This window comes from Roseateles sp. P1_C1_2, assembly GCF_056406535.1.
In genome coordinates this window covers 50284-63575 of sequence record NZ_JBFUAB010000028.1, presented here as the reverse complement: position 1 = coordinate 63575, position 13292 = coordinate 50284, and the positions used below count along the sequence as shown (strand labels likewise).

The following is a 13292-nucleotide window of genomic DNA, read 5'->3' as shown; positions in this document are numbered from 1 at the left end:
TCATCCGATCGTCAAGACGGAGCGCGCCCCTTGGCGGCGCCCGATGATATTCAGCAGGTTGTTCAGCGCTTCCTCGCGGCCCGGCGCGGCGCCGGCCTCACCGGTGAAGCGGCTCTTGCCACCACTGTTCAGCGTGCCGACGCCCGAGAGCTGCAGGGCGCCCTCCAGCGTGGACAGGCGCAGCGTGCTGACGCCGGGGTTGGCCGTGTCGGCCGTCACCGTGAAACGGTAGCTGCCCAGCGGCGCGACGGTGGACACGCGCGAGGACAGGTTGAGCAGGTCGAGCTGCAGCTCGCCGAACTGGCGCCAGCGGCCCTGCACCGACTCCAGCTTCAGCTCGCGCGCCGACAGCCGCAGCGAGCCGCCCAGCTGCAGCGTGTTCCAGGGCGTGCCCAGGCCCGCCAGCAGGCCGGCGGGCAGGCGGACCAGCCAGTCGGCCTGGTTGTCGACGCTGATCTCCATGCGGCCCAGGCCGGGCTTGAGGCCCAGCAGGAGGTCGCCGTTGATGCAGCAGTCCTGGCGCGCCGCGAGCTGCAGGCCCAGGCCCTTCACCGCCATGCGCCAGTGCAGGCGGCCGGGCAGGGCCGAGGCGTCGCGGCTGCCGGTACCGCCCGTCAGCACGAGCACGCCCGAGCCGTTCCAGACGCTGCCGCGCGTGTCGACGATGAGCAGATGGTCGTTGGTGGCCGAGGCCAGCGCTCGCGCCAGCCAGCTCGCCGGCGCGAAGACGATGAGCGCGGCCAGGATGCCGACCAGTGCGCCGGCCACGCTCCAGCGCCGCGGCGTGCGGTGGCGCACGGCGCGGCCGCCATAGTTGCTGCCACCCAGCACCGAGTCCGACATCTGCTGCGTCGTGTGGCCGCTGCGCTTCTTGAACAAGGCCATCAGGCGCCTCCCAGGCTCAGCACCAGGGTGCCGGAATAACCCTTGGGGCCGCGGGTCAGTTGGGCCTCGACGGGGCGGGCCCGCGCAGCGGCGCGCACCTCGCCCAGCCAGCCTTGCAGCAGTTCGGGTGCGACGCCGTTGAGTGTGACGACGGCGCGGTCGCCGGCCAGGTTCATGCGGGCGGCCGGGCCGAGGTGGTCGACGGAGGCCTTCAGCGCAGCCTGGGCCTGGTCGGGCGGCACCGGCGGCGCCGCGCGCAGCGCCTGGGCCTCCTGGGCCTGGGCCTGCATCTGCTGCAGTTGCAGCTCGAGCTTTTCGAGCTCGGTGGGTGCGGTCTTCAGCGTGCGCAGGGCGGGCGCCAGCAGCAGGCTCCAGGCCAGCAGCAGGCCGAGCAGCGCGCCGATGGCGCCGACGGCCAGGCGCTCGCGCTCGCCCAGGGCCTTCCAATGCGCGGCGGCCTGGGCCTTGGCCTGTTGCAGCTGGGCCGCGAGGCCGTCAGCGTTGCCGGAATTGAAGCGGGCCATCAGGGGCGTCCTTGGGCGTTGGCGCGGCTGATGGTCAGCTTGCCCTCGCTGGCGTCCAGCTGCCAGCCTTCGCTGCGCAGTTGGTTGCGGAAGTTGTCGATCTGGGGCTGGGCCCAGCCCTGGGCCGACACCGTCAGGCGGCCGGGCTCGAAGGCCAGGGCCTCGGTGGGCGGGCGGTCGCCCGGCCAGGCGCTGGCCGCGGCCGCGAGCAGGGCTTCGAGGTCCTGTTCGCCGACGCTGCCGGCGCTGGCGCGCAGCAGATCGAGCTGCTTTTGCATCTGCACCGGCGCGTCGAGGATGGCGCGCACCTGCGGGAAGGCGCTGGTCAGCGTCGTCGTGACGGCCTCGCGACGCGCGGCCACTTCGCGGTTCTGGTGCCAGGCCCAGAGATTGAGCCCGAGCAGTTGCACGACGAGCAGGGCCGCCAGGCCCCAGCGCACCGGTTGCCAGGGCTTGCGCATCAGCCCGCGGCTGATGAGGCGCAGCGCGCGCACGCCACGGGCGCGCGGTGCGAGATCGAACTGACGCAGATTCCAGGCGCTGTCGACGACGGCCAGGGCTCGCTGCGCCGGTGTCTGCACCGTGACGGTGGTGCCCAGCCAGCGCTCGGCCGTCGTGGCGACGCCCGGCGTGGCCGTCCACTGCGCCGCGTGCACGAGGCCGGGCGGGAAGAGCTGGCGCGCAAGGCCGCCGTCCAGCGGCAGCGTGGCGACGCCTTCGGTGTGGCTCCAGCGCAGGGCGACGCCCGCGCCGTTGGCTTCGAAGAAGTGGCCGCGCGCCAGTTCGTCGGGCCAGGACAGCGGCGCGATGCGGTCGATGAAGATCTGCGCAGCTTCCAGTTGGGCCAGGTGCTCGGCCAGCCAGGGGCGCGAGGTGATGGCGACCCAGGCGGTGTCGCCACCGAGGGCGTCGGGCTCGAGCGCGAAGTGCAGCGTATCGGGGTCGTCGAGCAGGGCTTCCTCGAGCTTGCCGGCGAGGGCGGCGCGCATCTGGCGGCCGGCGCGCGGCAGCTCGACGCGGCGCCAGCTGACCTCGGACTCGCCCACGAGGGCGATGACGCTGTCCGCCGCCGGCAGGCCCGCGGGGGCGGCGCGGCCCTCGGCCGTGATCTGGCGGCCGTCCGGCGTCAGCGCGTAGTCGTACTCGCGCTGCGCGTCGGCGCGCGGCAGCTCGGCCGCGGCGGACGCGGCTTTGCCCAGGGCGCGCAGGCGCGTCCGCGGGGGCAGGAACAGCAGCAGGGTGCTCATTGGGGAATCAGGAGGCGGCGCATTCTAGGAGGGGGACGCGACCTTCCCGGCCCGGGCGTGGGGCGAGCGGTGAAAGTCTGTAGCCGGGTTCAAGTTCAAGGAATCACCGATCCAGCAGCTGGTTGATGCGCTCGCGGGAGACGACGTCCATGCTCTGGTTGTTGCGCACGACCAGCGAGCGCTGCTCCAGCTGGCGCTCGTCCAGGCGCAAACGCCCGGTGACGATGAAGTACAAGGAATTCGCCGAGGCGCGGTCGCTGCCCATGTCGACACTGGCAGGCAGGAACTTCTTGGCGTCGTCCGCCGTCTGCAGCGGCTGGGCCTTGCGGCCCTGCACCAGGCGTTCGGCCGAGGCGAGGTCGACGCCGTCGAACAGCGCCGCGATGACTTCGCGCGGCGCGGTGTTCAGGTTGACCGGCGTGGCCTTGGGCAGCAGCACGACATAGGGCTGCAGGCGCTTGATGGTGGCTTCGTCCAGGCCCAGCCAGGCCAGTTGATCCACGCCGGCGGGTTGCAGGGGGCCGGATTCGCTGATGAGGGGCCCGCTGCTCTGACCGCCAGGGCCGCTGGCCGCGCTGGCGGCCTGGGCCGGAAAGGCCGCGCGCAGGCCGGTGATGATCGCCGCCGCTGTCCCCGGTGGCGCGTTGACCTGGCTGCACAGGCGTTCCAGCACGCGCTGTTCCAGCTCGGGCACCTTGGTGCCGGTGGTCAGCGCGCGCAGGTTGTAGCGGCTCTGCGCGTCCTCGATGCTGCCGGACAGGAAGGCCTCGGGACCTTCGTCGTCGCTGGTGGCGCTCTTGTCGGCGGCCAGGAAGGTGGACAAGCGCGCTTCGGCCAGCGGCACGGCCCAGGGCTCGCCGAGGTGGTCGATGTTTTTCTTGTCTTCTTTCAGGATCAGGCGCGCCCAGTCGAGGGCGCCCTGCAGGATCCAGGCGCTCTGGGCGCGGGCGCGGTCGGCGGCCTCGATCTGCACGGCGCGGTACTGCTGCCAGACCATGCCGGCGGCCAGGCTGGCGATCAGCGTGACGATGATCATGGCCGTCAGCAGCGCGGCGCCATGCTGAAGTGAAGCCCCTCGTCCAGCCGCACACCGCTGAACGCGGTGCGTCTGACCGGTCCCCTGCGGGGACGAGGCTGCTCGCGGCATTGAGCCGCAAGCCGCCTCAGTCGGGCCGGCTCGGGAGCGGCCCAGCGCTCGGCCCGGAATGCCTGGTTTCATGGGCTGCGGTTTCATCGGACGGTGACCTCCAGCTCGCGCGTCAGCGTGCCGACCAGGCCGCTGCCCTCGGCGAACTGCATGGCCACGCGCAGGCCGGCGGGCGGGCCGTTGACGGGCTTCTGGGGGCCCTGGTCGCCGGTGGACTGGCAGTTGCTCCAGGCATTGCCCCAGTAGCAATAGAACTGCCAGCCGGCCACGCCGTCGAAGGCGCGCAGGGCCGGGTTGCGCTGCGCCAGCTGCTGCAGGCCGCGCTGGCGCTGGTCTTCCAGGTCCTGCACGGTGCGCTGGGCCGGGCTTTCCCAGCGCCACAGGCTGCCCTCGCGCAGGCTCCACACCACCACCTGCAAACCGGTGGGTGCCTGACGGGTCAGCACCAGGTTGCCGCCGTCGAAGGCGATGGGCTGCACGCTGCTGTGGCTGTCCTGCAGCGCACGCAGGTCGACCTCCCACTGCGCCAGCACGGTCTGCAGCCGGGCGGTCTGGGCCAGGCGCGCCTGGGCGATCTCGCGGCTCCTCACCAGGGCGTCGATACCGCGCCAGGCCATGGCCGCCATCGTCGCCATGATGACGAGGGCGACGAGGACCTCGACGAGGGTGAAGCCGGCTGATGAAACTCGCGGGCCGAGCGCCGGGCCGCTCCCTAGCCGGCCCGCACTGACGATGTGCTTGCCGGTCGATCCGGCAAGCATCGCCGTCCCCTCGGGGGACCGACTGGCCTGGCTCGCGTTCAGCGACGCCGGGCTGGGCGAGGGGTGCATCAGAACTTCCCCATGATGGTGGACAGCGACAACACGGGCCGGCCCTGGTCGTCGATGACGTCGGCATCGACGCGGCGGAACAGCGGGTTGGGCGTGGGGCTGACCCTGAGCTTGCCGGTGTAGCTGCGGCCGAGCTGCTCGCAGGCGAAGGGCGATTCGCCGATGTCGGGGAATTGCTGCGACAGGCGCAACTCGGTCAGCAGGTTCTCGGCGCACCATTGCCCGGCGCTGACGAGGCCCAGGCGCTCGGCGTTGTTGGTCAGGGCGCCCGCGGCCTTGATGCCGGCGCCCAGGGCGATGGCGACGATGACGAGGGCGACCAGCACCTCGATCAGCGTGAAGCCGCGCTCGTGTTTCATGGCGTGATGACGTCGAAGGCGCCGAGGCCGTCGGTAGCGAGCAGGAGGCGCTGGTTGCCCAGTTGCAGGCGCAGGCGCTGGGCCGGGATGACAGGCTCGGGGCCGAGGCTGAGGCCGGGATTGGCGGCGGTCGCGTTCTCGATCTGCACGGCCACCGGCTCGCCGAGCCAGCGCGTCGGCAACTGGATGGTGCGCGGCAGGCCCTCGAAGCGGAAGTCGTCGCCGCTCTTGAGGCCCTTGGGAATCCAGCGCACAGCCAGGCCGGACGCGCGGCTTTCGGCGCGTGCCGTCTCCAGCAGTGCGGCCAGGCGCTGGGCCTCGCGTTGCAACTGCAGTTCCTGCGGGTCGCGCAGGGCCAACGTGATCGTGGCGCTCGTGATGGCGATCAACGCCACCACGACGAGCAGTTCGATCAGCGTGAAGCCGCTTGCTGCGCGGCGCGGCTTATTGCCAGGAGCCAATGTCGGCGTCACGACCCTCGCCGCCGGCGCGGCCGTCGGCGCCAAAGCTGTAGACATCGACCTCACCCTTCACGCCGGGGTTGGCGAATTGATAGGGGTGGCCCCAGGGGTCGTTGGGCAGCTTCTCGAGATAGGGCTTCCAGTTCGGCGGCGGGTTGCCGGCGCTGGGCTTGTGCACGAGGGCATCCAGGCCTTGTTCCGAGCTCGGGTAGCGTTGGTTGTCGAGCTTGTAGAGCTTGAGAGCCTGCATCAGGTTGTTGACGTCGGTGCGGGCTGCGGTGACGCGGGCGTCTTCGGCACGGTCCAGCACATTGGGCACGACGAGGGCGGCGAGCACGCCGATGATGACGAGCACCACCAGCAGTTCGATCAGCGTGAAGCCGCGGGCAACGGTGCCTGTGAAAGAGGAGCGACGCATGTCTGGGGGCGTGGGAGCGCTGAGCTGCGGTGAGCGGGCCATCATAATGGGCCATGCTTGCTCGAACGATGGCGTTTACGGTGTGGCTGCTGCTGGGCGGCTCGGTGGCTTTTTGGAGCCTGCAGCTGTTTGCCCGGCCGCTGCCGATGCCGGCCTCAGTGCTGCCGGCCGGTGAGGCGCGCGGCGCCCAGGTCGACCTGAGCCGGCTGCTCGGCGTCACGGCGGCCGAGACCGCGCCCGAGCCCGAAGTCGCGGCGTCGACGCGGCTGCGTCTGCTCGGCGTCGTCGCGCCCAAGAATGCCAAGGCGGCCGAGGCCGGCGAGGGCGTCGCGCTGATCGAGGTGGACGGCGTGGCGCGCACGGTGCGTGTCGGTGCCGTCGTTGACGGCGAGTTGCGCCTGCTGCGTGTGGATGTGCGCAGCGCCAGCCTGGGCCGCCTGGGCCAAGCGCCGAGTCAGGTGCTGCAGATCAGCCCGCCGGCAGCCCCGGCGACGGGCGCGTTGCAGGCGGCCGCACCTTCACCGGTGGTGCTGGGCGGCAACCCGAATCCGCCGCCGATTCTTGCGCCGAATGCCCAGGGCGTGCCTCTGCGCGCCGATGTGCCGCCGCCGGGCACGCAGAACCCGCCGCCCATGCGCAGCGAGGGGCAGCAGCGCTGAGCTGAACTCAGGCGCCCAGCGTCGGCACGTGGGCGCCGGGTTCGGGGCGCGCCGCGACGCGGGCCTCGGCGACCTCGTGCAGATCGGTCAGCAGGGCCGCCGCGGCGCGGATCATGGGCCAGGCCAGGGCGGCACCGGTGCCGTCGGCGCTGTCCATGCCCAGTTCCAGCAGCGCGGACGCATGGAACAGGGCCAGGGCTTCGTCCAGGCCGCGGTGCACATGGCTGCGGCAGAACACCGCGTAGTCGGTCACCGGGGCGCAGATCAATGACGCGAGCTTGAGGGCGGCGCAGGCGGCGATGCCGTCCACGATGATGAGGCTGCGCTTGCTGGCGGCAACGAGCATGGCGCCGACCATGACGGCGATCTCGTGGCCGCCGAAGGCCGCCATGATGTCCATGGGCTCCTTGGCGTCGCGGTGGCGGGCCAAGGCGCCTTGCAGCACGTCGAGCAGATGGACGAGATCGTCCTGGCGCATCGTCGGGCCGGACACGATGAAGTCGCGCACGGGTTGATCAGACAGGCGTGCCAGGATGAGGGCGGCGCATTCCGGCGAGCCCTGGCCCATGGCGGCGCAGGCCAGCACATTGCCGGGCAGGTTGTCGGCGATCTCCATGCCGACGCGCACGCCGGCGTGGGCCTGTTCCAGGCTCATCGCATGCGCGGTGCGGGCATTGCGCGTGCCGTGGGAGACCTTGCGCGCCAGCAGCCGGGCATGGGGCGGCAGGTTCTCGGCGACGCCGCAGTCGACGACGGTCAGGTGCAGGCCTTGCAGCCTGGCAAAGACCGACACCGGCAGCTGGGCGTGCAGGGCCATCTGGACCTGGTCCTTGGTCGCCCGGCCCCATTGGGCGCCGACACCGTCGACGACGATGCCGTGGTCGGAGGCGAACAGGCCGAGCACCGGGTCGCGGAAGCGCGGTGTGAGGCTGTTCTGCACGAGCCCCAGGCGCACGGCCAGCGGCTCCAGTTCGCCGAGGCCGCCGGCTATTGCCGACCGCCGATCGACGCGGTCGCGCAAGGCCTTTTCCAGCTCGGGATTGGCGGTGGGGGAAATCAGCGACTGTTGGGCGACGGTCATGGCGCAGGCGTTGTCAGACCCCGCATTTCAACTCAACCCAGGAACAAGCGGTAGGCCGGATTGGCGGTTTCGTCTTCGAAGGGGTAATTCAGGCCGTCGAGAAACTCACGCAAGGCCGCGGCGTCACCCTTGGGAACCTGGATGCCGACGAGGATGCGGCCGTAGTCCGCGCCTTGGTTGCGGTAGTGGAAGAGGCTGATGTTCCAGTCCGGATGCATGCTGGACAGGAAGCGCATCAGCGCGCCGGGCCGTTCGGGGAAGACGAAGCGGTAGAGACGCTCATGGCGCGCCAGCTCGCTGCGGCCGCCCACCATGTGGCGGATGTGCTGCTTGGCCATCTCGTCATGGGTCAGGTCCAGCGTCTCGAAGCCGGCCTTGCTGAAGGTGCGGGCCAGCTTGGCGGCGTCGTCGGGCTTGGCCGTGGCGATACCGACGAAGATGTGGGCGACCCGGGCGTCGGCGATGCGGTAGTTGAACTCGGTGACGCTGCGCGGCCCCAGCAGTTCGCAGAAGCGCTTGAAGCTGCCGCGTGCCTCGGGGATAGTGACGGCGAACAGGGCCTCGCGATGCTCGCCGACCTCGGCCCGCTCGGCGACGAAGCGCAGGCGGTCGAAGTTCATGTTGGCGCCACAGGTGATGGCGACCAGGGTCTGGCCCTTGGCGCCGGTCTTGGCGGCGTACTGCTTGACGGCGGCGACGCTCATCGCGCCGGAGGGTTCCAGGATGGAGCGCGTGTCCTCGAAGACGTCCTTGATGGCGGCGCAGACGGCATCGGTGTCGACGACGATGAAGTCGTCGACCAGCTCGCGGGTGATGCGGAAGGTCTCCTCGCCCACCAGCTTGACGGCGGTGCCGTCGGCGAACAGGCCGACGTCGGTGAGCGTCACGCGCTTGCCGGCCTTGACCGAGCGCAGCATGGCGTCGGAGTCGGTCGTCTGCACGCCGATGATCTTGATCTCGGGCCGCAGCGCCTTGACGTAGGCTGCGACGCCGGAGATCAGACCGCCGCCGCCGATGGCGACGAAGATGGCATCGATGGGGCCGGGATGCTGGCGCAGCATCTCCATCGCGATGGTGCCCTGGCCGGCGATGACGTCGGGGTCGTCGAAGGGGTGGACGAAGGTCAGGCCCTGCGCAACTTCCAGTTCCTTGGCGTGGCCATAGGCGTCGGTGAAGCTTTCGCCGAACAGCACGACCTCGCCGCCGTGGCCGCGCACCGCGTCGACCTTGACCTGCGGCGTCGTCACCGGCATCACGATGACGGCACGGCAACCCAGCTTCTTGGCCGACAGCGCCACGCCCTGAGCATGGTTGCCGGCCGAGGCGCAGATGACGCCGGCGGCGCGCTGCTCGGGGGAGAGGTGCGCCATCTTGTTATAGGCGCCGCGCAGCTTGAAGCTGAAGACGTCCTGCTCGTCCTCACGCTTGAGCCAGACCTTGTTGGACAGGCGCTTGGAGAGTTTGGGTGCCGCGCTGAGGGAGGTTTCGCGGGCGACGTCGTAAACCCGGGCGTTCAGAATTCGCTGCAGATAGCTGCTGCCGGGCGGCAGCATCGCGGGCACCTGGGATGAGGCGGCAGACGGCGCCTTGGCGGCGGACGGGCGTCGGCGCGAGGGGGCGCTCATCAGGTCTCCATGCAGTCTTGTTGCGGCGCCGCATGATAGGGGAGACCCCTGATGCGGCGCCGCTGTCTGCCTTCGGCGAAAAAAAACCCGAGCTTTTGCAAGCTCGGGTTGAATCCACCATGGAGGCGGTGGAGGAGACAATCGGTGCGAAAACGTTTTCGCTTGGGAAGCAGTTTAGCGTCGAGTTATGCTGCGCTGCAATATATTTTTCGTGAACGAATTGGAGCTTTGACTCTAGATGACCATGGAATGCACCGTCAGTTGGCTGGGTCCTGAGGGCCCGAGTGGCATGAGCTTCGTTGCCGAGACCGGCAGCGGTCACGTGCTGTCCATGGACGGGGCGCCCGACGGCGGCGGGCGCAACCTGGCGCCGCGACCCATGGAGACCGTGCTCGCTGGCACCGGCGGCTGCACCGCCTATGACGTCGTTCTCATCCTCAAGCGCGGCCGCCACGATGTGCGCGGCTGCAAGGTGACGCTGAAGGCGGAGCGCGCCACCAGCGATCCCAAGGTCTTCACGGCCATCCATTTCCATTTCGTCGTCAGCGGCAAGGGGCTCAAGCCCGAGATCGTCGAACGCGCCGTTGCGCTGTCGCACGAGAAGTACTGCTCGGCCACGGCCATGCTGGCCAAGACCTCGGCCATCAGCACCTCCTTCGAGGTCGCTGAAGTCTGATCCAGTTCTGATCAGACCTGGTGGGCCACGGTCGTCATGACCTTGGCCGCGGCGCGCATCAGGCCCTGGATGGGGGCGGGCAGCGGCGACGCGCCTGCGGCCAGGGCTGCGTCGGCATGCTCGGCCTCCTCGCGCTTCATCTGGTCGACGATGGCGCGTGAGGGCAGGTCTTCTTCGGGGAGGCGGTCCAGGTGCGAGGCCAGATGCGCTTCGACCTGGCGTTCGGTCTCGACGACGAAGCCCAGGCTCCATTTGTCACCCGCCAGGCCGGCCAGGCTGCCCCAGGCAAAGGCGCCGGCCCACCACAGTGGTGCCAGGTGACTGGTGTGGGTGCCGAGCTCGGTGATGCGGTCGGCCGTCCAGGCGAGATGGTCGAGCTCCTCTTCCGCGGCGGCCTCGAAATGCGCGCGCAGTTCATCGCTGCGGCTGAACAGGGCCTGTGATTGATACAGCGCCTGGGCGCAGATTTCCCCGACATGGTTGACGCGCATCAGCGCCCCGGCCTCGCGCGTTTGCTGCGGGTCCATGGCGGCCGCTTCCATGCCCTGCGCGGGCGACGGGCGCGCCGCCCGGGTGGGCGCAAAAACAGTGCGCAGGCCGGAGTCCAGGGCGCTGAGCCAGCGGTCCCCGAAACTCAGTGTGCGGGGATACATATTGCTTGCAGGCTGATGCATTCAGTTAAGCAGTGTTGCTATGAAGAAATCATGAATGGGGGGTGACGTTGTGGTCCAGCAACGGCAACACACAATTTCATATCCGTGAATTCCCGAGGGGCCCCTGGCTCTGGTGGAATACGCCCACTTCCTCACAGGAGGTGAGTCGCTGAGCCGTGTTTGGTCGGCGTCTCGGATGAATTTCTAGGAGTATCGAATGAAGAAAGCTCTGATTGCCCTGGCCGTCCTCGGTCTGACCGGCGGCGCAGCCGTTGCGCAATCCTCCGTGACCTTGTTCGGCGTCATCGATGCCGACATCAAGGTTGTCAAGACCGGCGGCCTGACGGTCAAGAAGCTGGACTCCAGCGGTCTGAACACCAGCCGTTTCGGCGTGCGCGGCACCGAAGATCTCGGTGGCGGCCTGAAGGCTGGCTTCTGGCTGGAATCCCAGGTCGACACCGACACGGGCGTCGCCGGTGGCGGTGCCGCCTTCTGGGGTCGCCGTGCCACGATCAGCCTGGCCGGCGATTTCGGTGAAGTCCGTCTGGGCCGCAACAAGACCGTGTCGCGTCTGCACATCGAAGACTTCGATCCGAGCGCGTTCACCGGTCTGGGCAGCGTCAGCGTGCTGTACAGCAACCTGGGCAGCGGCAACGGCACGTCCTTCGGCCGCGCCGACAACCTGGCGTCGTACTCGCTGCCCGCCAACCTGGGCGGCTTCTACGGCGGCGTGGACGTCTCGGCCGGTGAAGGCACGAGCACCAACAAGGGCCAGTCGGTTCGCGCGGGCTACAAGCAGGGTCCCCTGCACGTGTCGGGTGCTTATGCCAGCACGTCCAATGCCGCTGACAGCAGCAAGTTCAAGCTGACCTCGGTTGGCGCGGCTTACGACTTCGGCGTGGTTCGTCCGTCGCTGTCCTACACGGAATCCAAGTACCTGGCGCGCAAGCAGAAGGTCCTGACGGCCTCCCTGACGGCTCCGCTGGGCCAAGGCCAGCTTTGGGGTTCCTACAGCCAAGCCAAGACCAGCGGCGAAGCCGGCTTCGCCACGGTTGGCACGCCCAAGCTGTTCGCTCTCGGCTACATCTACAACCTGTCCAAGCGCACCGCGCTGTACACGACGTTCGCCGAGCTGAAGAACGATGGCACGACCCGCTTCGCGCTGGGCGGCGCTCCGGCCGCTACGGCAAACGGCCAGAAATCCACCGGCTACGACGTCGGCGTTCGCCACAGCTTCTGATGACGCGCGGCCTTCGGGTCGCCGCCAAATCAGCCAAAGCCGCCTTCGGGCGGCTTTTTTTTGTTCTCGGCATTTGTCCCGTGGGAGACAGGGGAATTGCTGTGGGTAATCAACAACAACGCCGCCGTTATGGCAGGGCGCATCCCTGAGAATCAAAAGGTTCACTTTTCTTCGCAGGAGACAACCTTGATGAAAAAAGCCACTCTGGCCGTCGCCGCTCTGGCCGCTTGCACTTCTTCCGCTTGGGCCCAGTCCAGCGTGACCCTGTATGGCATCGTGGACGCAGCTGCGCGTTACACCACCAATGTCAATCCTGGCGTCGCACCGAAGCAATTGATTCCTGGCGGCATGTCGCAAAGCCGTCTGGGCGTGAACGTCACCGAAGACATGGGTGGCGGCCTCAAGGCCCTGGTGAACATGGAGCACCGCCTGAATTCGGACACGGGCGCCGCGTCCTCGGCAACCGATTTCTGGCGTCAAGCCTGGGTCGGCCTGCAGTCCAGCGATCTGGGCCAGATCCGTCTCGGCCGTCAGTACAACATCCTGTTCGACGTCTACACGTCGACCTTCGCTTCCTTCCGCTACTCGCCCTATATCGAGGCGTACAAGCCCGAAATCGGCATGTCCATGACGGCGCGTCAGGACAATATGGTCAAGTACCTGGCCCAGTTCGGCAGCTTCTATGCCGAAGTCCAGGTCAGCGCTGGCGAAGGCCAAGCCGGTGCCGCAGCGGCACAGCCGAACAAGACCATCGGCTTCATGGGCCGCTACAACGACGGCAAGTTCGGTGCTGGCGGTGCTTACCTGCAAGCCACTGAGCAAACCGGCAAGAAGATCAAGGCGACCGTGCTGGGCGCGTCCTACACCGACGGCCCGCTGTACGTGCACGCATCGTGGGGCGAGAACAAGTTCGAGAACCCCTTCACGCTGCTGAACCAGAGCAGCGCTGCGGCCTTCGGTGCCTCTGCGGCTGCAGGCTCGCTGGCCAATATCGCGCTGACGACGCGCGGTGCCTACACCAGCGGCATCCTGGGCGCCAACGTGTTCAACACCGACTCGGCCGACATCAAGAAGCGCACCATGATCATGTTTGGTGCGACCTATCAGCTGACCCCTCAGCTGAACGTCGGCGCCAACGTCTGGCTGACCGAGCAGACGCATTACGGCACGGTGCAGAACCTGGCGGTGCCCTTCCGCAACGCGCTGGGCTTCTCGACGGACGCCAACACCAAGTCCAAGGCGAACTTCTTCGCCGTCGTGGTGGACTACGCCTTCTCCAAGCGTACCGACGCTTACTTCGAAATGGACTACACCAAGCTGAGCGGCGAAGTCATGTTCCTGAACAACGCCAACCGCCGCGGCGGCGCGATGCTCGGCCTGCGTCACCGCTTCTGATGTCGATGCGGGGCTGCGGCCTCGCGAGATGTCTCGACGGGCCGCGAAAGCGGCCCGTTTTCATTGGTGGCGGCGCTCGTGCGCGCTAGGGC

General features: G+C 68.7%; 15 protein-coding genes. 4 read left to right on the top strand and 11 right to left on the bottom strand.

What is annotated here, in order from left to right; genetic code table 11:
- From gspN to gspG, 8 genes are all read right to left on the bottom strand, one after another.
- Window positions 1-885: a type II secretion system protein N gene (gspN, locus tag AC1D2H_RS25015; RefSeq protein ID WP_477930516.1), complete on the bottom strand. Its 885-nt coding sequence runs from the start codon at window positions 883-885 to the stop codon at window positions 1-3.
- On the bottom strand, window positions 885-1409 hold the full coding sequence (gene gspM / locus AC1D2H_RS25010) for a type II secretion system protein GspM (RefSeq protein ID WP_477930514.1): 525 nt from the start codon (window positions 1407-1409) through the stop codon (window positions 885-887). The genes gspN and gspM overlap by 1 nt, the downstream gene beginning before the upstream one ends.
- Entirely contained in the window at window positions 1409-2656 is a 1248-nt protein-coding gene (gspL, locus tag AC1D2H_RS25005; protein ID WP_478012792.1) for a type II secretion system protein GspL, read from the bottom strand. The genes gspM and gspL overlap by 1 nt, the downstream gene beginning before the upstream one ends.
- Before the next feature lie 103 nt (window positions 2657-2759).
- Entirely contained in the window at window positions 2760-3803 is a 1044-nt protein-coding gene (gene gspK / locus AC1D2H_RS25000; RefSeq protein WP_477930510.1) for a type II secretion system minor pseudopilin GspK, read from the bottom strand.
- Between the two features lie 83 nt (window positions 3804-3886).
- Window positions 3887-4564 carry a PulJ/GspJ family protein gene (locus AC1D2H_RS24995; RefSeq protein ID WP_478012791.1) on the bottom strand — a complete coding sequence of 226 codons (678 nt, stop codon included), beginning with the start codon at window positions 4562-4564 and terminating at the stop codon, window positions 3887-3889.
- Window positions 4565-4632: 68 nt separating this feature from the next.
- The gene (gene gspI / locus AC1D2H_RS24990; protein ID WP_477930507.1) at window positions 4633-4992 is read right to left on the bottom strand and encodes a type II secretion system minor pseudopilin GspI; all 360 of its coding nucleotides are present in this window, start codon (window positions 4990-4992) and stop codon (window positions 4633-4635) included.
- Complete coding sequence (locus AC1D2H_RS24985; RefSeq protein WP_478012790.1) at window positions 4989-5453, bottom strand: pilus assembly FimT family protein; 465 nt, start codon at window positions 5451-5453, stop codon at window positions 4989-4991. The genes gspI and AC1D2H_RS24985 overlap by 4 nt, the downstream gene beginning before the upstream one ends.
- Window positions 5437-5871 carry a type II secretion system major pseudopilin GspG gene (gene gspG / locus AC1D2H_RS24980; RefSeq protein WP_477930504.1) on the bottom strand — a complete coding sequence of 145 codons (435 nt, stop codon included), beginning with the start codon at window positions 5869-5871 and terminating at the stop codon, window positions 5437-5439. The genes AC1D2H_RS24985 and gspG overlap by 17 nt, the downstream gene beginning before the upstream one ends.
- 53 nt (window positions 5872-5924) lie before the next feature.
- On the opposite strand from gspG, the gene AC1D2H_RS24975 reads away from it, so the two are divergent.
- On the top strand, window positions 5925-6530 hold the full coding sequence (locus AC1D2H_RS24975; RefSeq protein ID WP_477930502.1) for a hypothetical protein: 606 nt from the start codon (window positions 5925-5927) through the stop codon (window positions 6528-6530).
- A gap of 7 nt (window positions 6531-6537) precedes the next feature.
- Here the strand turns inward: AC1D2H_RS24975 and AC1D2H_RS24970 are convergent, their stop codons facing one another.
- Window positions 6538-7611 carry a nicotinate-nucleotide--dimethylbenzimidazole phosphoribosyltransferase gene (locus tag AC1D2H_RS24970; protein ID WP_477930500.1) on the bottom strand — a complete coding sequence of 358 codons (1074 nt, stop codon included), beginning with the start codon at window positions 7609-7611 and terminating at the stop codon, window positions 6538-6540.
- 32 nt (window positions 7612-7643) lie between these two features.
- Window positions 7644-9164 (bottom strand): threonine ammonia-lyase, biosynthetic, encoded by a 1521-nt coding sequence (ilvA, locus tag AC1D2H_RS24965; RefSeq protein WP_477930602.1) that lies wholly within the window; start codon window positions 9162-9164, stop codon window positions 7644-7646.
- 316 nt (window positions 9165-9480) lie between these two features.
- Between ilvA and AC1D2H_RS24960 the strand changes: the two genes are divergently transcribed.
- Window positions 9481-9912: an OsmC family protein gene (locus AC1D2H_RS24960; RefSeq protein WP_310263339.1), complete on the top strand. Its 432-nt coding sequence runs from the start codon at window positions 9481-9483 to the stop codon at window positions 9910-9912.
- 11 nt (window positions 9913-9923) lie between these two features.
- Here the strand turns inward: AC1D2H_RS24960 and coq7 are convergent, their stop codons facing one another.
- Window positions 9924-10586: a 2-polyprenyl-3-methyl-6-methoxy-1,4-benzoquinone monooxygenase gene (gene coq7 / locus AC1D2H_RS24955; protein WP_478012789.1), complete on the bottom strand. Its 663-nt coding sequence runs from the start codon at window positions 10584-10586 to the stop codon at window positions 9924-9926.
- A 196-nt stretch (window positions 10587-10782) separates the two neighbouring features.
- Between coq7 and AC1D2H_RS24950 the strand changes: the two genes are divergently transcribed.
- The gene (locus AC1D2H_RS24950; protein WP_477930496.1) at window positions 10783-11805 is read left to right on the top strand and encodes a porin; all 1023 of its coding nucleotides are present in this window, start codon (window positions 10783-10785) and stop codon (window positions 11803-11805) included.
- Window positions 11806-11994: 189 nt separating this feature from the next.
- Window positions 11995-13200, top strand: a complete 1206-nt coding sequence (locus AC1D2H_RS24945; protein WP_477930495.1) for a porin — start codon at window positions 11995-11997, stop codon at window positions 13198-13200.
- The last annotated feature ends 92 nt before the right edge of the window (window positions 13201-13292 follow it).